15 protein-coding genes and 6 pseudogenes are annotated in these 17,031 nt (G+C 70.7%); 12 read left to right on the forward strand and 9 right to left on the reverse strand.

Translation table 11 applies throughout. The features are described 5' to 3' along the window. Positions 1-38 precede the first annotated feature (38 nt). Both RB628_RS31310 and RB628_RS31315 read left to right on the forward strand, forming a co-directional pair. Positions 39-230, forward strand: a pseudogene (locus RB628_RS31310) (flavodoxin family protein); the annotation flags it as partial. A gap of 308 nt (positions 231-538) precedes the next feature. Further along, entirely contained in the window at positions 539-1,111 is a 573-nt protein-coding gene (locus RB628_RS31315) for a DM13 domain-containing protein (protein ID WP_318323963.1), read from the forward strand. 322 nt (positions 1,112-1,433) lie between these two features. On the opposite strand, the gene RB628_RS31320 is transcribed toward RB628_RS31315, so the two are convergent. From RB628_RS31320 to RB628_RS31330, 3 genes and pseudogenes are all read right to left on the reverse strand, one after another. Then, positions 1,434-1,808 carry a hypothetical protein gene (locus tag RB628_RS31320; protein ID WP_318323965.1) on the reverse strand — a complete coding sequence of 125 codons (375 nt, stop codon included), beginning with the start codon at positions 1,806-1,808 and terminating at the stop codon, positions 1,434-1,436. A gap of 124 nt (positions 1,809-1,932) precedes the next feature. Next, positions 1,933-2,439, reverse strand: a pseudogene (locus RB628_RS31325) (class I SAM-dependent methyltransferase); the annotation flags it as partial. A gap of 65 nt (positions 2,440-2,504) precedes the next feature. Next, the gene (locus RB628_RS31330; RefSeq protein ID WP_318323966.1) at positions 2,505-2,948 is read right to left on the reverse strand and encodes a hypothetical protein; all 444 of its coding nucleotides are present in this window, start codon (positions 2,946-2,948) and stop codon (positions 2,505-2,507) included. Positions 2,949-3,161: 213 nt separating this feature from the next. Between RB628_RS31330 and RB628_RS31335 the strand changes: the two genes are divergently transcribed. The 3 genes from RB628_RS31335 to RB628_RS31345 are packed head-to-tail and all read left to right on the forward strand — an operon-like array spanning position 3,162 to position 5,128. Continuing rightward, complete coding sequence (locus RB628_RS31335) at positions 3,162-3,632, forward strand: cation:proton antiporter regulatory subunit (protein WP_318323978.1); 471 nt, start codon at positions 3,162-3,164, stop codon at positions 3,630-3,632. A 6-nt stretch (positions 3,633-3,638) separates the two neighbouring features. Further along, positions 3,639-4,898: a cation:proton antiporter gene (locus RB628_RS31340; RefSeq protein WP_318323967.1), complete on the forward strand. Its 1,260-nt coding sequence runs from the start codon at positions 3,639-3,641 to the stop codon at positions 4,896-4,898. Further along, positions 4,895-5,128: a hypothetical protein gene (locus tag RB628_RS31345; protein ID WP_318323968.1), complete on the forward strand. Its 234-nt coding sequence runs from the start codon at positions 4,895-4,897 to the stop codon at positions 5,126-5,128. The genes RB628_RS31340 and RB628_RS31345 overlap by 4 nt, the downstream gene beginning before the upstream one ends. Before the next feature lie 144 nt (positions 5,129-5,272). Here RB628_RS31345 and RB628_RS31350 read toward each other — a convergent pair whose 3' ends face one another. The 3 genes and pseudogenes from RB628_RS31350 to RB628_RS31360 form a co-directional block, all read right to left on the reverse strand. After that, positions 5,273-5,731 carry a CBS domain-containing protein gene (locus tag RB628_RS31350; protein WP_318323969.1) on the reverse strand — a complete coding sequence of 153 codons (459 nt, stop codon included), beginning with the start codon at positions 5,729-5,731 and terminating at the stop codon, positions 5,273-5,275. Between the two features lie 270 nt (positions 5,732-6,001). Then, positions 6,002-6,348 (reverse strand): annotated as a pseudogene (locus RB628_RS31355) (helix-turn-helix domain-containing protein); the annotation flags it as partial. A 21-nt stretch (positions 6,349-6,369) separates the two neighbouring features. Then, complete coding sequence (locus tag RB628_RS31360) at positions 6,370-6,633, reverse strand: hypothetical protein (protein ID WP_318323970.1); 264 nt, start codon at positions 6,631-6,633, stop codon at positions 6,370-6,372. A 197-nt stretch (positions 6,634-6,830) separates the two neighbouring features. Here RB628_RS31360 and RB628_RS31365 point away from each other — a divergent pair, with 197 nt between their 5' ends. The 6 genes from RB628_RS31365 (at position 6,831) to RB628_RS31390 (ending at position 15,231) form a co-directional block, all read left to right on the forward strand. Continuing rightward, a complete protein-coding gene (locus RB628_RS31365) occupies positions 6,831-8,183 on the forward strand; it encodes an L-fuconate dehydratase (protein ID WP_318323971.1) in 1,353 nt (450 codons plus the stop codon). Next, entirely contained in the window at positions 8,180-8,947 is a 768-nt protein-coding gene (locus tag RB628_RS31370) for an SDR family oxidoreductase (RefSeq protein WP_318323972.1), read from the forward strand. Before RB628_RS31365 ends, RB628_RS31370 begins: the two co-directional genes overlap by 4 nt. Positions 8,948-8,991: 44 nt before the next feature. Then, positions 8,992-10,035: a sugar ABC transporter substrate-binding protein gene (locus tag RB628_RS31375; protein ID WP_318323973.1), complete on the forward strand. Its 1,044-nt coding sequence runs from the start codon at positions 8,992-8,994 to the stop codon at positions 10,033-10,035. 48 nt (positions 10,036-10,083) lie between these two features. After that, positions 10,084-11,634, forward strand: coding sequence for a sugar ABC transporter ATP-binding protein (locus RB628_RS31380; RefSeq protein WP_318323974.1), 1,551 nt, complete (start codon positions 10,084-10,086; stop codon positions 11,632-11,634). Beyond that, positions 11,627-12,661, forward strand: a complete 1,035-nt coding sequence (locus RB628_RS31385) for an ABC transporter permease (RefSeq protein ID WP_412180751.1) — start codon at positions 11,627-11,629, stop codon at positions 12,659-12,661. Before RB628_RS31380 ends, RB628_RS31385 begins: the two co-directional genes overlap by 8 nt. Positions 12,662-12,753: 92 nt before the next feature. After that, positions 12,754-15,231 (forward strand): SpoIIE family protein phosphatase, encoded by a 2,478-nt coding sequence (locus RB628_RS31390; protein WP_318323975.1) that lies wholly within the window; start codon positions 12,754-12,756, stop codon positions 15,229-15,231. 165 nt (positions 15,232-15,396) lie between these two features. On the opposite strand, the pseudogene RB628_RS31400 reads toward RB628_RS31390, so the two are convergent. From RB628_RS31400 to RB628_RS31410, 3 genes and pseudogenes are all read right to left on the reverse strand, one after another. After that, positions 15,397-15,537: pseudogene (locus tag RB628_RS31400) on the reverse strand (NAD(P)-binding domain-containing protein); the annotation flags it as partial. Beyond that, positions 15,534-15,743, reverse strand: coding sequence for a hypothetical protein (locus RB628_RS31405; RefSeq protein WP_318323976.1), 210 nt, complete (start codon positions 15,741-15,743; stop codon positions 15,534-15,536). The gene RB628_RS31405 and the pseudogene RB628_RS31400, both read right to left, overlap by 4 nt. A gap of 238 nt (positions 15,744-15,981) precedes the next feature. Next, positions 15,982-16,380: pseudogene (locus RB628_RS31410) on the reverse strand (NAD(P)-dependent oxidoreductase); the annotation flags it as partial. A 223-nt stretch (positions 16,381-16,603) separates the two neighbouring features. Here RB628_RS31410 and RB628_RS31415 point away from each other — a divergent pair. Continuing rightward, positions 16,604-16,990, forward strand: a pseudogene (locus RB628_RS31415) (IS200/IS605 family accessory protein TnpB-related protein); the annotation flags it as partial. Positions 16,991-17,031 lie beyond the last annotated feature (41 nt).

Below are 17,031 nucleotides of genomic sequence, written 5' to 3' on the forward strand. Positions count from 1 at the left end.
GGCTGACGCGGGCTGACGCGGGCTGACGCGGGCTGACGCGGGCTGACGCGGGCTGGATCGGTGGGGCGGGGCCCGGCCCGTCGTGCCTGGACCCCGGTTCGGGCGGCCCGGAGAACGGTTTCACCAACCGCAACACCACCTTCATGCCCTGAACCTGGTGCACTTGGCGGCCACGCTCCATTGCGACGGGACATCCCGGCCACTGCGATCAGCGCTCGCAGCGGGATGCGGCTGTTGCCACGCCGTTTTCCGTGAGAAGGTCCGCGCTGGGGCCATCGTGTGGACCGTCGCCTGGCGCAGGGCACCGAGCTCGGGGGACTTGCCGTACGGCGGCCGGTGACTCGTCCGGGGCAACCGCCTCACACGCCGTCCGGCACCCTGTCGGTTCGACCTCTTTCGGCACTTTCCGGTGTTCCTCGCCTGTGCGCGACGGCGCGTCGTAAGGATTCCGTCATCTCCTGCGGGGTGCGGGACGGCCGCCCGGTTCCGTTGAATGGGGCGGGAAGCTACAGACAAACGTTCAGGAAGTGAGGCGGGGATGGGGCGCGCAGGGAAGGTACTGACCAGGCCGTTGATTGTGGCGGTGCTGGTGGTGGCGGTCGCCGGCGGCGGCTTCGGGCTGTACTGGTTCCAGCCGTGGAAGCTGTGGCAGGACGAGACCGTCGAGGAGGCCCTGCCCGGGGTCGTGGAGACGTCCGCTCCGCCTGCGGCGTTGCCCGTGGAAGAGCCCTCTGAGCAGCCGTCCCCGGCCAGTGGTCCGCAGACGCTGGCGAGCGGTGAGCTGATCAGCCACGAGCACGCGACGTCGGGCGCGGTGAAGCTCGTACGGCTGGCCGACGGCTCTCACGTCGTCCGTCTGGAGAACCTCGACACCAGCAACGGTCCGGACCTGCGGGTGTGGCTGACCGACGCACCGGTGAAGGAGGGGGAGGCTGGGTGGCACGTCTTCGACGACGGCGAGTACGTCAGCCTCGGCAAGCTCAAGGGCAACAAGGGAAGCCAGAACTACGCCGTGCCCGAGGACATCGACCCCGCCCTCTACACGAGCATCAGCATCTGGTGCGACCGCTTCGACGTATCCTTCGGCGCCGCCGAACTCGCCCGCGCCTGATGCCGATGCGCGGCGTGGTCGGATTACGTCAGGCCACACCGTGCTTGCCGAAGCCGTGCCGCACCTGCCGCGGGCACCGTCGCGGAGCGGACGACGACGTCTCTCGTGCGCTCCCCCGAGGGGGCGGTTCACCCCGAGCGGCCCGGGGAAACAGCCCATCTGGGATGCGCTGGCGGAGAAACGATGACGTCCCGTCAGGGCCTGATGCCGTATGGGCAATGGGCCGTCTCCCGCCGATGCGGACAGTGAGCCGGCGCCGGCGACGTTCCGCTCGGCGGAGCCCAGGACCCGTGCGTGTGTCCGCGATGCGGGGTCAGGGACCTCACGGGTGCACGGCGGTGACGAGCCGGTAACGGCCGATCAGCCGCACGCCGCTGTCCCCTTGATAGGCGCGGAAAGTGTCCGCCGCGGCCTGCCGGGCGCGCTCCTCCGCAAGAGGATCGGCGTGCGCCTCGCGCAGCCAGTGGCGCAGCGGCCCGAAGCCGAAGAGGAAGCCGGCCGCGTCGTCGGCGTCCTTGCCCCAGTACTGGGGCTGTTCGATGCCCTCGATGGCCACGTCGTCGAAGCCGGCGTCGGCCAGGACCCGACGGGTGTTGTCGGGGTTGGCGAAGGCGAGCGGGCTCGGGCCGGTGGACTGTGACAGATTCGGCAGCCGTACGTACTCCGCGATCGCCGCGAAGACCGCGGACTGGTCCATGCGGTCGAAGTCCTGCGGGCAGACGAAGGCGAGGCGCCCGCCGGGGCGCAGGGCGCGGCCGATGTTGCCGAAACCCTCGACCGGGGTCGGCGAAGAACATGATGCCGAAGCGGCTGACGGCGACGTCGAACGCGGCCTCCTCGAAGTCGTACACCTGCGCGTCGGCCTGGACGAAGTCCACGTTTTTGTCGGCGGATTCGGCGGCGGCGCTCGCCCGGGCCCGTTCCAGTATGGGCGCCGACAGGTCGATACCCAGGGCGTACGCGGCGCGGCCGGCGGCGAGGCGGGTGGTACGGCCGTTGCCGCAGCCGATGTCGAGGACGCGGTCGGTCGAGGTGATGGCCGCCGCGTCGAGGAGCGGGGTGTTGACCCCGTCGTCAGTGAACCGCTGGTCGATCCGGAGTACATCCTTCACCTCTGCTACGGCTGCGCCGGACGAGATCGACACGGGCGGCAAGTCAGCGGTGAGCGGGGTCAGTTCGCTGGTGCTAAGGGCCGTCCGTCGTCGGTGCCTCAAGTTCAGAGGCTTGGCGGACGGGGAAGTCGTCGGGGTCGCCGAGTGCTTCTCCTCGAACGTCATCGGCGGTGCTTGGCTCGTCGTTGGTGAAGTGTCGGCGGCGGTGGAATTCATGCGACGCCGACACGAACTGCTGCCGGATCATGCGAGGACCGCGTGGCTGCTGCGCCCTGTGAGCTTCAGCAGCCACGCGGTTCATGGTCCGGTTCTGTGGCGGCGGGGCCGATGCCTGCGGTGACACGGCGGTAGGCCGCGCGCGCGTGGGTCAGGCGGGCCAGAGCCGTGCCGATGAGGGTTGCGGCGAGCAGGCAGGTGAGCCAGTACGTGTCGCGGTGCCCGGCCCAGGTGAGGGTGCCGGCGGGCGGGATGGCGAAGCCGTTGAGGAACAGCCAGCACAGTACGGCCGTGCCGGGGGCCGCGGTGAAACGGGCGCACAGACCCAGCAGGGCGGCCAGCAGGGAGAACCCGGCCAGGGCTAGCGAGGGCCGGTCCGGGCCCGCAAGAGCGTTGAGGAGTGCCACCAGCAGCAGCGCGCCACCGAAGGCCGCGGCCCATACCAGCGGCGTCGGCACGCGCCGGGGGACGGGTCGGGCCCCGGTGCTGAGTGACACCCACTCGATCATGCTTCGTTTCCTTCCGGTGCCCGGTCCCAGCAGAGGCACACGCCGGCCGTCCCTGCGGCTTCGGTGTCGCGGCAACCGGATGCGGCCCGTTCCCCAGCCGGCTCAAGACGGAGCTGGCGAAGGCCGAATTCCGGACGCTCGCTAGGGTGTCATCGAAATTTGCCCAGAGAAACACCGGAACCAGACAGGGAGACACGCGTGGGCGCTGCGCGCATGAGCAGTACGCCGTTGCCGGGGATCGGGGTCCGCTACGACCTGACCACGCGGGAGCATCGTCCCCTGTCGGTGGTGGCGCACCGGGACGGGTCGCGGACGCTGAGCGCGTACCGCAAGGACGATCCGGACGCCTGCGCGCTGTCCGTACGGCTGACCTCGGGCGAGGCGGAGGCTCTCATCGACGCACTCATGCCGGCACATCACAGTCCGAGCCTGCTGTCGACGACCGAGTTGGGGCTGGTGGCCGAGCGGATCGAGCTGTCGGCGACGTCGCACTGGAACGGGCGTCTGCTGGGCGAGACCCGGATGCGTACGGAGACCGGTGTGTCGATCGTGGCGGTGCTGCGGCGGGCCGAGGCGATCCCGTCCCCGGAGCCCGACTTCCGGCTGGCCGGCGGGGACACCCTGATCGTGATCGGCACCCGCGAGGGCGCCGAGGCGGCCGTGTCGATACTCGGACGGGAGTGATACGCGGTGCACTCGTCTGCGGTCTTCCTGATCGAGTTCGGCGCGATCATCCTCGGTCTGGGGCTGCTGGGCCGGTTCGCCGGACGCTTTCAGTTCTCGCCGATTCCGTTGTACCTGCTGGCCGGGCTCGCGTTCGGCGAGGGTGGGCTTCTCCCGTTGGGTGCCAGTGGGGAGTTCGTGGCGATCGGCGCGGAGATCGGCGTGATCCTGCTGCTGCTCATGCTGGGCCTGGAGTACACCGCCAGTGACCTGGTCTCCAACCTCAAGACCCAGTACCCGGCCGGCCTGTTCGACGCCGCGCTCAACGCCCTGCCCGGGGCCGCGATGGCGTTGCTGCTCGGCTGGGGGCCGGTTGCGGCGGTGGTGCTGGCCGGGGTGACCTGGATCTCATCGTCCGGTGTGATCGCCAAGGTTCTCGGTGATCTCGGGCGGCTCGGCAACCGGGAGACCCCGGTCATTCTGAGCATTCTGGTCCTGGAAGACCTCTCCATGGCCGTCTACCTGCCGATCATCACCGCCCTGCTGGCCGGCACGAGTCTCGCGGCGGGCAGTGTCACCCTGGCCATCGCGCTCGGTGCGGCCGGGCTGGTGCTGGTTCTGGCGGTGCGTTACGGGCGGCACATCTCGCGGTTCGTCTCCAGCGACGACCCCGAGAAGCTGCTGCTGGTGGTGCTCGGCCTGACCCTGCTGGTCGCGGGTGTCGCACAGGAACTCCAGGTCTCGGCGGCCGTCGGCGCCTTCCTGGTCGGCATCGCCCTGTCCGGCGAGGTCGCCGAGGGCGCCCATAACCTCCTGGCCCCGCTGCGGGATCTGTTCGCCGCGGTGTTCTTCGTCTTCTTCGGTCTGCACACCGACCCGTCGAGCATTCCACCGGTGCTGGTGCCCGCGCTCGTCCTGGCCGTGGTCACCGCGGCCACGAAGATCGCCACCGGCTACTGGGCCGCGAAGCGGGCCGGCGTCTCGGTCAAGGGCCGCTGGCGGGCGGGCGGCACGCTGGTCGCCCGCGGAGAGTTCTCCATCGTGATCGCCGGGCTCGCCGTCACCGCCGGGATCGAGCCCTCGCTGGGCCCGCTGGCCACGGCGTACGTGCTGATCCTGGTCATCCTCGGCCCGCTCACCGCCCGCTACACCGAGCCTGTGGCCCTGCGGCTGACGAGCCGACTGGGCAGGTCCGAACCGGCGGGTGGCACACCGGCCGAGGGTGGGGTGCCGCTCGCGGAACCGAATGAACCGGTGGACGATCAGGACGCGGTCGGCCGGCCATGAGTGAAGCCGGCTGGGCGGCACTGACGGAGCGGGACACGGTCCTGGTCCTCGCCGCACCGGCCGTCCACCTCGGCGGTGTCGTCGGGATCGCCCGGAACCTGCCGAGAGCGGCGCTGCGGCGCAGTGCGGCGTGGCCCCGGGACAGGGAACTGTACGCCGCGTCCGGCGCCTTCACCCTCAGGGTGCTGATCGTGGAGTGGCCGGTAAGCATCGTCCACCTGGCATGGTGAATGGTGCATGGAGGTCAGACGGCGCGGTCGTACCAACTGACTCAGGGCGCACGGTGGTGAGGTGATCGCCGATGTCCTGGGCCGCTGGTGGCGGCCCGGAACCCCCCGGCCCGAGGCCGGACTTGGCCGTGTCATCCCCCAGCCTCACCCCTGTGCGAGGAAGTGCTCCATCAGACGGGCTGCCGTGATCGCTCCCACCGTCCGCGTTTCCTGGCCGTCGTTCTCGACGACCGCTACCAGCGGCGTGTGCGTACGGATCATCAAGGCGGCCACCTGCGCGACACCTGTATCCGGCCCCACGACAGTCGGCAGGGTGCGGTGGCGAGGCAGCCACTGCGCGACAGTGAGTCCCTCCAGCTTCTCGGCAAGCCGCTCCAACTCCGTGTCGTCCAAGGCGAGGGCCTGTGCGGAATCCTCCCGTGCGTAGTCCGGGACGACGACTCGCAGCAGCTGCGATCCCGGCACGATCGCGTACGGCCGCTGATCGGCGTCGAGGACCAGCAGGGCCGGAAGCCGTCGCTCCACGAACAAGCGGGCCGCCGTCACCGCGTCGTCGTCGGCGGAGACCGCCGGATACGGCTCGGCCAGATCACGTGCACGCATGCGCGGTCTCCTCATCTCAGCCGACGAAGGGAGTCGAGCAGCGAACACGGCGCTTCGGACAACACCTGCCGCGTTCCCAGGGTGCACCCGGTCGGCGTGTACGTAGAGATCTCGTGTACGGCCGACCAGACTTCCCGGCACACCATGACCGAATGTACCGGCCTTGGCTCCGTCGGTCATCGGATGCGTTCCTGGTCAGGGCGCACCGGTTGTCGGGGCCTGCCTCTCGACGCGGCCGGGAGGTGACTCCCTGGACGGAACGGTATGTGGTCACAGAGGTCTGGTCGGCCAGTCGAGCAGGCGGGCGCCGACGACCGCGGTCTGCGGGATGCAGCGGTGGGCGGGGGCGGGGAGGCGGGACCGGTGCCGGTCAGGGTGTGGACGCGCTCCAGTCGGTAGGTCGGGGCCCGCACGCTCAGTGACGGTCGGCGGGCGGTTTCGGCGGTCACGCAGCCCGTGCCGAAGTATGCGGTCAACGTGTCGACGAGGGGCTGGGCTCTGCCGCGGGCTTGCTCCAGCGGGCTGAGGGTGCCGCGTACGAGGTCCGTCAGCGCCTGCCGGTCACGGGCCAGGAGGGGAAGCCCAACAGTCGGCCCGGCGCGCAGTAACGGGTCCTCGAAGCCCACGTGGGAGGTCCGTCAGCGCCTGCCGGTCACGGGCCAGGACGGGGAAGCCCAACAGTCGGCGGCGCGCAGTAACGGGTCCTCGAAGCCCATGTGCTGGGCGACGTCGAGGGCGCCCCGGGCTTCTTCCTGGAAGTCGAGGCGGGCGGCGAGGTCGGCCGCGGTGCACGGGCGATCGCCCTTCAGGCGGGGGATGGCCGTGGTCGGCCGGGGTCGCCACGGGCGGCCCGTCCTCGGCCGGGAGAGGGCCGAGCAGGACGGTGGTCCGCCGACGTCCACCAGCAGGATTCCTCCGCCGTGCCGACCGCATGATCGCCACCGAGGGAATTCCAGGCTCGACCGCCAAGCCGCTGGGACACAGGCGTGCGGGCGCGCGACCGGGGCTTTTGGGAGATATAAACTCATTTGGGTGTCCAAGCCTGCCGTCAGGCCTGATTCTCTGGAGTCCGCACGATGACGTCGACGAGCCGCCTGCCATGAGGCCCCACCCGGCGCGGGGGCGGATCACGGCGCTGGACGCCTACGACGTCCGGTTTCCCACGTCTCGCAGGCTTGAGGGGTCGGACGCGATGAATCCCGATCCGGATTATTCGGCGGCGTACGTGATTCTCCGCACCGATGCCGGGGGCGGGCTGGAGGGGCACGGGTTCTGCTTCACCATCGGCCGGGGCAATGAGGTCGAGGTGGCGGCGATCAACGCGTTGCGCCCGCATGTGGTGGGGCTGCGGCTGGGGGAGGTCCTGTCCGACCTCGGGGGGTTCTGCCGCTCGCTCGTCGGCGACAGCCAGCTGCGATGGCTGGGGCCGGAGAAGGGCGTGGTGCACATGGCCATCGGGGCCGTGGTCAACGCCGTGTGGGATCTGTACGCGAGGCGGGAGGGGAAGCCGCTGTGGAAGCTGCTGGCCGACCTCGCGCCCGAGCAGGTGGTCGCGTTGATCGACTTCCGTTATGTGGAGGACGCGCTGACCCCCGATGAGGCGCTGGGGATTCTGCGGCGGGCGCGGAGCGGGATGGGGGAGCGGGAGGCGCGGCTGCTCGCCGAGGGGTATCCGGCCTATGCCACGTCTCCTGGCTGGCTCGGTTACCCGGACAGCAAGGTCGCCGGGCTGGCCCGGGAGGCCGTGGACAGTGGGTTCAGGCAGATCAAACTCAAGGTCGGTGCCGATCTGGACGACGATGTACGGCGATGCCGTACCGCGCGGGCGGCGATCGGGCCCGGGGTGCGGATGGCGCTGGACGCCAATCAGCGCTGGGGGGTTGCCGAGGCGGTCGGGTGGATCCGGCGGCTGGCGGAGTTCGACCCGTACTGGATCGAGGAGCCGACCAGCCCGGACGACGTTCTCGGTCTCGCGGCGATCCGCCGGGAGGTCGCGCCGGTGCGGGTGGCGACGGGCGAACATGTGCACAACCGGGTGATGTTCAAGCAACTGCTCCAGGCGGACGCGATCGACTTTCTGCAGTTGGACGCCTGCCGGGTCGGGGGAGTCAACGAGAACCTGGCGATCCTCCTGCTCGCGGCCAAGTACAAGATCCCGGTGTGCCCGCACGCGGGTGGGGTGGGCCTGTGCGAGCTCGTGCAGCATCTGGCGATGTTCGACTACCTGGCGGTCTCCGGCACCCTCCAGGACCGGGTCATCGAGTATGTGGATCATCTGCACGAGCACTTCCTCGACCCGGTCGTGATCGTCCGGGGGCGGTACGCAGCCCCGACCGCCCCCGGTTTCAGCGCGGCGATGCGGCCCGGGTCGCTCGCCACGTACGCGTTCCCCGGTGGCGCCGCCTGGCAGCCCCCGTACGACGTGCCCCCGGCTGAGGGACCCCCGGCATGAACCCCGGGGAGGAATTCCAGGGGCTGGCCGCGGTCGTCACCGGCGGGGCGTCCGGGATCGGCCTGGCCACCGCCGAGACCCTGGCCGCGAGGGGGTGCCGGGTAGCGGTGCTCGACCGGGCTCCTGGGCCCGTGCCCGCAGGGCTGCACCCGGTACAGGCCGATGTCGGGGACGCCGAGTCGGTGGCCGACGCCGTGAGCCGGGCGGCGGAGCTGTTCGGCGGCCTGGATGTGCTGGTCAACAACGCCGGCATCGGCGCGCTGGGCACCGTGGAGGACAACGCGGACGACGAATGGCACCACGTGCTGGACATCAATGTGCTCGGCATCGTCCGCACCAGCCGGGCGGCACTGCCGTATCTGCGCCGGTCTCGCAGCGCGGCCATCGTCAACACCTGCTCGGTCGCGGCGCTGGCCGGACTGCCCCAGCGGGCCCTGTACGCGGCCAGCAAGGGCGCGGTGCTCGCGCTGACCCTGGCGATGGCCGCCGACCACATCGGCGAGGGCATCCGGGTCAACTGCGTCAACCCGGGCACCGTGGACACCCCCTGGGTGCGCCGGCTGCTCGAACAGTCCGACGACCCGGAGGCCGAACGCGCCGCTCTCATCGCCCGCCAGCCCACCGGCCGCCTGGTCACCGCCCAGCAGGTCGCGGACGCCATCGCGTACCTCGCCGGGCCGCTGGCCGGTGCCACCACCGGGACGGCACTCGCCGTGGACGGTGGGATACAGGGCATCCGCAGACGTCCGGACCCCTTCCACTGACATGACCGACCAGACCTCTGACCACCTACTCGGAGCCGAGCACCATGAAGCGACGCATCGCCGCTGTCGGAGCAGCCCTCGCACTCGGCTGCGGGCCGGCCGTCACCGCCTGCGGTGGGGGCACGAGCAGCACCACCGACACCGTTTCGGGCAAGGTCGGGGTGGTGCTGCCGCTGCTCACCTCACCGTTCTGGGAGTCGTACAACTCCTACATCCCCCAGCAGGCCGCAGCCCAGGACGTCCGCGTGCTGCAGACGGTGAACTCCGACTCCGATCCGAGCAAACAGATCACCGACATCCAGAATCTGCTCGCCCAGAACGTGAAGGGCCTGGTCGTCTCGCCGCTGGACTCCGCGGCGATCGTCGCCGGGCTGAATGCCGCGGAGCGCAAGGACGTGCCGGTGGTCGCCGTCGACGTGGCGCCGGACAAGGGCAAGGTCGCGATCGTGGTCAGGGCGGACAACCGGGCCTACGGGGAGAAGGCCTGCCGCCAGATCGGCGGCGCGGTGAAAACCGGCAAGGTCGTACAGATCCAGGGCGACCTGGCGTCGGTCAACGGGCGGGATCGCTCGGAGGCGTTCAGCTCGTGCGTCAGGAAGAACTACCCGGGCATCAAGGTGCTGGACATTCCCGCCGCCTGGCGGGCGGAACGGGCGGCGGCCGGCCTGGAGGCGCTGTACACCGCCAACCCCGATATCAAGGGCATCTACATGCAGGCCGGCGGCGTGTATCTGGCCCCCACACTGAGCACGCTGCGACGGCACAACGCGCTGGTCGCGGCCGGTGATCCCAGGCACGTCGTGATCGTCTCCAACGACGGCATCCCGCAGGAGCTCGATGCGATCCGCAAGGGCCTGATCGATGCGACCGTCTCCCAGCCTGCCGACCAGTACGCCAAATACGGCATCTTCTACATCAAGCGGGCGATGGAGGGCCAGACCTTCCAGCCGGGCCCGACCGACCACGACAGCACCATCGTCCGGCTGCCCAGCGGCCTCCTGGAGGACCAGCTCCCGGCACCGCTGGTGACCAAGGCCAATGTCGACGACGCGTCGCTGTGGGGCAACCAGATCGGCAAGAGCTCCTGATCACCCGGGAGACCGTCCCCTCCCGGCCACCCAGGAAGCGAGGCCGCGATGAACCAGACGCCAGGGACCGAACCCCGCGCCGATGCCGCCGGCCGCCGCGCGGTGGCCGAGGCCCACGGGATCCGTAAGCGCTACGGGCCCACCGTGGCCCTGGACGACGTGCGGATCACCGTCCGGGCCGGCGAGTCGCATGCCCTGGTCGGCCGTAACGGGGCCGGCAAGTCGACCCTGGTGGCCATTTTGACCGGACTCCAGCGGCCGGACCGCGGCGTCGTCCTGTTCGACGGCGAACCCGCGCCCGGCCTGGCGGACCGGGAGGCGTGGCAGCGGCGGGTCGCCTGCGTCTACCAGCGGTCCACGATCATCCCTGATCTCACTGTCGCCGAGAACCTGTACGTCAACCGGCAGCCCACGGTTCGCGGCCAGGTGATCAGCTGGCGGCGGATGCGCTCGGCGGCCCGCAAGCTGCTGGACGAATGGGGTGTGGAGGTCCACGAGAACGTGCCGGCGGGCGGGCTCACCGTCGAGGACGCCAAGATGGTGGAGATCGCACGGTCGATCTCGCGCGGAACCAGGTTCATCATCCTGGACGAGCCGACCGCCCAGCTGGACAGCCGGGCGATCGACCGCCTGTTCACCCATGTCCGGCGGTTGCAGAGGGCCGGGATCACGTTTCTCTACATCTCCCACCATCTGGAGGAGGTCTACGCCGTCTGCCAGGTCGTCACCGTCTTCCGGGACGCCCGCTGGATCACCACCGCGCCCGTGGGCGAGCTGGGCAGGACCGAACTCGTCCGGGCGATGACCGGAGAGCGGGGCGCGGGTGCGGTCCCCGGCGTCGGCGCGATCCCGCCGCAGTCGGCGGACGCGCCCGTGGCCGTACGGGTGCACCGGCTGAGCGGCCCGCATTTCACGGACGTCAGCTTCGCCATCCGGTCCGGCGAGACGGTGGGGCTGACCGGGCTCGCGGGCTCCGGGAGCCATCAGGTCGCCGAGGCGCTGGCCGGGCTGTACCGGCCCGACAGCGGGCGGATCGAGGTTCTCGGCCGTCCGACGCGGCCGGGCAGCGTCACCTCGGCGCTCGCGGCGGGCGTGGGCTGTGTACCGCGTGACCGGCACCATGAAGGGCTGGTACCGGAGCTGTCGGTGGCCGAGAACGCCTCCATGACCATCATGGACCGGCTGGGGCGGCTGGGCGTGATCTCGCGCCGGGCCCGGGACGCCTTCGCGCGGCGGACGATCACCGGTCTCGACATCACGACGGACGGCCCGGACCAGCCGGTCAAGGACCTGTCGGGCGGAAATCAGCAGAAGGTCGTCATGGGCCGGGCGCTTGCCACCGACCCGGCGGTACTGGTCCTCATCAACCCGACGGCGGGTGTCGACGTGAAGTCCAAGCGGGCGCTGCTGTCGGTCGTCGACCGGGCCAGGGACGCGGGACGCGCGGCGCTCGTCGTCTCGGACGAGCTGGCGGACCTGCGGACCTGCGACCGGGTCCTGGTGATGTTCAACGGCTCTCTCGCCGCCGAGTACACCGTCGGCTGGACCGACGCGGAACTGGTGGCCTCGATCGAAGGGGTCGGCACCGGCCATGAATGACACCGCGCAGAACGGCCCGATGCCCGGTGACGGGACGGACAGGGCCGTCCGCCGCCCCGTACGCGCGATCGCCCTGGGCCGGATCCGCGACCTGGCGCTGCTGCCCGCGCTGCTCCTGCTGCTGGTCATCGGTACGGTCAGTAACGAGAGCTTCCTTGAGCGGGACAACCTGCTGAATGTGCTCAGCGCCTCCTCGGCGCTCGGACTGCTCGTGCTGGCCGAGGCGATGATCCTGATCAGCGGCAAGATGGACCTCTCGCTGGAGTCGATCGCGGGGCTGGCCCCGGCCCTCGGCTTCATGGTCGTGCTCCCGGCCGCATCGGCGGGTTTCGGCAGCGAGTTGCCCACCTGGTTCGGCCTGCTGGTCATTCCGCTCACCGGGGCGCTGATCGGGGCCGCGAACGGTCTGCTGATCGTCAAACTCCAGCTCAACGGCTTCATCGTGACCCTGGCGATGAATATCGTGCTGCGCGGAGTCCTGGTCGGCATGGTGTCCGGCAAGACCCTGTTCGACGCCCCCGCCGCGTTCTTCGCCCTCGGGTCCGACACCTGGCTCGGCGTCCCCGTCTCCGTGTGGGTGACCGGCGCCTGTTTCGCCGCCGCCGGGTGGGTGCTGCGCTACCACCGGCTGGGACGCGCGGTGTACGCGGTGGGCGGCAACGCCCCCGCCGCGCGGGCGGCGGGCATCCGGGTCGACCGGGTGGCCTGGGGAGTTCTGGTCATCGGCGGGACGCTGGCCGCACTGGCCGGTCTGGTGATCGCCGGACGGGTCGGGGCGATCAACGCCAATCAGGGGCAGGGCCTGATCTTCACCGTGTTCGCGGCCGCTGTCATCGGCGGCATCAGCCTGAACGGCGGCAAGGGGTCCCTGGCCGGGGCGTTGCTCGGGGTCCTGCTGCTGGGCATGCTGGAGAACCTGCTCACGCTGGCGCAGGTGTCGTCCTTCTGGATCCAGGCCGTCTACGGCGCGATCATCCTGGTGGCACTGATGATCGCCCGGCTCACCACCGGCGAGGGCCAGGAGTAGGGCGAGGCCCGGGAGCGGTCCCGAGGGGAAGCAGCGCCGGGTGATACGCCATAGAATGACCCATATGCCATCCGCCAGATGGGACGGCTCTCATGATGTTCCCCCAGGAGGTAAGGCCGGACGGAACGCATGGACCGTTCGAGATGGCGAACGTGGCCGCTGCGGTGATCGACGCGGAGGGCACGGTCATCGGCTGGACAGGAGCCGCTGAGCGGCTCCTGGGATACGGCGCGGCGGAGGTCCTCGACCGCTCCGCCATCACTCTGCTGGCCCAGCCCGAAGACGCGTCACGGGCGGCCGAGGTCGTCGAGGAGTGCGGTACCCGGGAGAGCTGGGGCGGTCTGGTGGGTGCCCGGCACCGGGACGGCCGCCGTCTCGAGGTCGGGCTGCGGGTGACCGCGATGTCCGACACCGACGACCGCAAGGCCTGGCTCGTATCGGCGATCGACGTGTCGAAGGCGCCGACCTGGGCGGTCGGCGGGGAGGTGCTGGAAGGTTTCCTCACCCGCTCACCGCTCGGCATGGCCGTGCTCAGCACGGACCTGCGGTACGTGTGGATGAACGACACCCTGGAGCGCTACGGGGGTGTGCCGCGCGACGAACGGCTCGGGCGCCGGATGTCGGACTCGTTGCCGGGCCTGAACACCGATGCCCTCGAAGCGCAGATGCGGCGGGTGCTGGAGACCGGCGTGCCGGTCATCGACTACGAGTACCGGGGCTGGACCTGGGCGGATCCGCACCAGGAACACGCCTACTCCACCTCTTTCTTTCGGCTCGACGACCCGGACGGCAACCCGCTGGGCGTGTGCTACATGGGTATGGACGTCACCGACCGATGGCGGGCCCGGGAGCGCCTGGCCCTGCTCAGCGAGGCCAGCGCTCGTATCGGGGGCACGCTGAGTGTGATGCGGACCGCCCAGGAGCTGGCCGACTTCTCGGTGCCGCGGCTCGCCGACTTCGTGACCGTCGATCTGCTGGAAGCGGTGCTGCACGGCGAAGAACCCGGTTCGGGACCGGCCGACAGCGCGTATCTGCTGCGGCGTGCCGGGCAGCAGTCGATCCACGAGGGCTGCCCGGAGTCGGTGATCGCCACCGGTGACTCGATCGACGCCCCCGGGTCCTCGCCGTACTTCGAGTGCATGGTCAGCGGATCCGCGGTGCTGGAACCGTTCCTGGACGCGGCCACCGCCCCGTGGGTCGCGGAGGACCCGGCGCGGGCCAGGAGCATCGCGGAGTTCGGGATTCACTCGGTGATGTGGGTGCCGCTGTCCGCGCGCGGCACCGTGCTGGGGGTGGCGACCTTCATCCGTACGGAGCATCCGCATCCGTTCGAGGAGGACGATCTGCTGCTCGCCGAGGAGCTTGTCGGCCGGGCCGCGGTGTGGGTGGAGAACGCCCGCCGCTACACCCGTGAACACGCTGCGGCGCTGGCTTTGCAGCGCAGTCTGCTCCCGCAGGGGCTGAACGGCGGGACCGCCATGGAGGTGGCCTCGCGCTATCTGCCGACCAACGTACGGGAAGGGGTGGGCGGCGACTGGTTCGACGTGATCCAGCTGTCCGGCGCCCGGGTCGCCCTGGTCGTCGGTGACGTCGTCGGGCACGGCCTCAACGCCGCGGCGACCATGGGCAGGCTGCGTACCGCCGTGCTGACGCTCGCCGACATGGACCTGCCGCCCGATGAGCTGCTGGCCCACCTGGACGACCTGGTGATCCGCCTGGCGGAGGAGAAGGGCGGCGACGACGAGCCCATCGCCACCGCGGTACTGGGCGCCACCTGCCTCTACGTCGTGTACGACCCGGTCACCCAGCTGTGCACCATGGCCCGGGCGGGACATCCGCCGCCCGCCGTGGTCACCCCCGGCGGCAAGGTCACCTTCCCGGACCTTCCGGCGGGCCCTCCGCTGGGCCTCGGCTCGCTGCCCTTCGAGTCCGCCGAGATGTCCCTCCCCGAGGGAAGCCTGATCGCCCTCTACACCGATGGCCTGATCGAGAGCAGTGACCAGGACATCGACGTCGGGCTGTCCCGCCTCAGCGATGTGCTCGCGCAGTCCGGCCTGCCGCCGGAGGAGCTGTGCTCGGCGGTCATGGACAATCTGCTGACCGGCCCGCAGACCGACGACGTCGCTCTGCTCCTGGCCCGGCCGCACGCGCTGGGCGCCGACCGGGTCGCCTCGTGGGACCTGCCGACGGATCCGGCGATCGTCGCGAGCGCCAGGGAGCTGGCCGGCCGTCAGCTCATCGGATGGGGGCTGGACGACCTGGTGATGACCACGGAACTGGTGGTCAGCGAGCTGGTCACCAACGCCATCCGGCACGGCACCGGACCCGTCAGGCTGCGCATGATCCGGCATGACAAGTTGATCTGCGAGGTGTCCGACGCCAGCAACACCTCGCCCCGGATGGGCCACGCGCGGACCACCGACGAGGGCGGCCGGGGTCTGTTCCTGGTCGCCCAGCTGACCCGCCGTTGGGGTACGCGCTACACCCAGGCCGGAAAGATCATCTGGGCCGAGCAGGACCTTCCTGGGCGGGTGGCGACCGGGGCGGGCGATGACGGCCCGGATGCCTGACAGCCACTCTTCGTCGGTGCTGTCGACGAGTACCCGCCTACCTCCGCACCGAGCTCTACCCCGGGGACCCCGCCTGGCGGACGGCGTGCGACGAGCTGGCGGGCGCCCCCGACCCGCTCGGACGGGCCGAGTCCAGGTGACCCACCGCGGGGCCGGAGTCGCCGCGAAGGTGACGCCGTCCGTACCCCCGAAGGGGTCGAGGGAAGCCTGCCTGCGGGCGTAGAGGGTGAGGTCGTGGCCCTCGGAACGGATGCGCTGTGCCATCGGCAGACCCATGCTGCCGAGCCCGATGAAACCGGCCTTCACGATGCCCTCCGTGTCGCTGTTCCCCGGCTGCTCGGCTGACTGTCCGGCTCGTCGGCCGTCCGTAGCACCTTCTCCGTCACCGCGTCCGACGACAGCACCGTCCCGATGATCCCGAGGTCGGCACCCGAGTTTCGCGCGACCTCGCGCACCACGCTGACGTCCTTGAGCATGAGCGCCGACAGCCGGTCCGCGACCGCGTCGACCACCGCCCGCCACGACGGAGAGCGCGCGACTGGCCCCGCTGCCGTGCGGCAACGCGGCCAGGATCGCCCGCTCGTCGATCCCCAGGGAGCCCGCCAGCCGTACCGCGTCGATCGCGAGGCCGACCTGGGCGACGAACAGCGCGTTGTTCACGAGCCTCACCCGCTGACCGTCGCCCGCCGGACCGACCCACAGGATCGGTGAGGCGTACGTCGCCAGCAGCGGGCGTACGTCCTCCAGAACCGTTTCGTCCCCGCCGGCCCACAGGGTGAGCCGGCCCTCGGCGACGTCGTGCGGGCCGCCCGAGAGCGCGGCGTCGAGAACCCTGATCCCGGTCCCGCGTCCCGTCGCCGCCTCGACGAGCAGGTGGGCGGTCGCGGGGTCGGAGGTGGTGTGCTGGACGAGCGTCGCCCCCGGTCGCATTGCCGCGAGGGCACCGTCGGGGTCCAGACACACCGACCGCACCTGTTCGTCCGTCAGGACGACGACGAACACGGCGTCGGCGCCCCGGACGGTCTCCGCCACCGTCCCGGACCAGGTCGGCCCGTCGGCCTCGGCGAACGCACGGGCCTGTGGACGGCGTACGAGGACGGTGACGTCGTGTCCCGCGGCCCGCAGCCGGTCGAGCATCGGCCGGCCCATGCGGCCCGCTCCGATGAATCCGAGCCTCACTTCTCCTCCGGTTCTCCGTCGGCCGGGGCCGGCATCGCGCCGATGCTGGTGATGATCCGGTTCTCCCGTTCGAGAAGGCAGTTCTCGTCTCCGTCATGGGACTTTAGCGACGCCGGGAGGAGAAGACCGCCTCCGGCCCGGCGGCCCGGTACCGCGGGGCGACGGCGGAACTCTGTGTCCTGCTCCGGGGTTGGAGGCGGAGCGCTGGTTCTGCCAGGCGGACGGTGAGTCCGGCAAGCGGTACGGCAACGAGACGATCCGTATCAGCCCGGACGGCGAGGTGAGCCTCAAGCTGCCCGCGCCGCTCGCTCATCTGGCGAACGCCCCGCACGGCCGGTACGTCCTCGCCTGCACGGTGCGGTTCGCGCACCGGGGCGAGGAGTGGGCGGACCGCGTCGCGGCCAACCGGGCGATCGCCTACCGCATCCACTACGACACCGCCCGGGAGCGCTGGTATCTGACCGCCTCCTGGCAGCTCCCGCCCACCCCCACCCTCCCTATCGAGGCCGCGCTCGCCCACGGGGTGATCGGTGTCGACATGAACGCCGATCACCTGGCCGCCTGGAACCTAGACCCGTACTTCGCGGGTCGTTGATTCGTATGGTGTGGCCGGTCGGGGGG

The sequence above is a fragment of the Streptomyces sp. ADMS genome, assembly GCF_033441795.1.
Taxonomy (GTDB): domain Bacteria; phylum Actinomycetota; class Actinomycetes; order Streptomycetales; family Streptomycetaceae; genus Streptomyces.

What these genes read in the sequence shown, in the direction of transcription:
- RB628_RS31315 (WP_318323963.1), top strand. Translation starts at nt 539, where the DNA reads ATGGGGCGCGCAGGGAAGGTACTGACCAGGCCGTTGATTGTGGCGGTG.
- RB628_RS31380 (WP_318323974.1), top strand. Translation starts at nt 10,084, where the DNA reads ATGAACCAGACGCCAGGGACCGAACCCCGCGCCGATGCCGCCGGCCGC.
- RB628_RS31330 (WP_318323966.1), bottom strand. Translation starts at nt 2,948, where the DNA reads ATGATCGAGTGGGTGTCACTCAGCACCGGGGCCCGACCCGTCCCCCGG.
- RB628_RS31385 (WP_412180751.1), top strand. Translation starts at nt 11,627, where the DNA reads ATGAATGACACCGCGCAGAACGGCCCGATGCCCGGTGACGGGACGGAC.
- RB628_RS31365 (WP_318323971.1), top strand. Translation starts at nt 6,831, where the DNA reads ATGAGGCCCCACCCGGCGCGGGGGCGGATCACGGCGCTGGACGCCTAC.
- RB628_RS31350 (WP_318323969.1), bottom strand. Translation starts at nt 5,731, where the DNA reads ATGCGTGCACGTGATCTGGCCGAGCCGTATCCGGCGGTCTCCGCCGAC.
- RB628_RS31375 (WP_318323973.1), top strand. Translation starts at nt 8,992, where the DNA reads ATGAAGCGACGCATCGCCGCTGTCGGAGCAGCCCTCGCACTCGGCTGC.
- RB628_RS31335 (WP_318323978.1), top strand. Translation starts at nt 3,162, where the DNA reads ATGAGCAGTACGCCGTTGCCGGGGATCGGGGTCCGCTACGACCTGACC.
- RB628_RS31370 (WP_318323972.1), top strand. Translation starts at nt 8,180, where the DNA reads ATGAACCCCGGGGAGGAATTCCAGGGGCTGGCCGCGGTCGTCACCGGC.
- RB628_RS31345 (WP_318323968.1), top strand. Translation starts at nt 4,895, where the DNA reads ATGAGTGAAGCCGGCTGGGCGGCACTGACGGAGCGGGACACGGTCCTG.
- RB628_RS31320 (WP_318323965.1), bottom strand. Translation starts at nt 1,808, where the DNA reads ATGGACCAGTCCGCGGTCTTCGCGGCGATCGCGGAGTACGTACGGCTG.
- RB628_RS31390 (WP_318323975.1), top strand. Translation starts at nt 12,754, where the DNA reads ATGATGTTCCCCCAGGAGGTAAGGCCGGACGGAACGCATGGACCGTTC.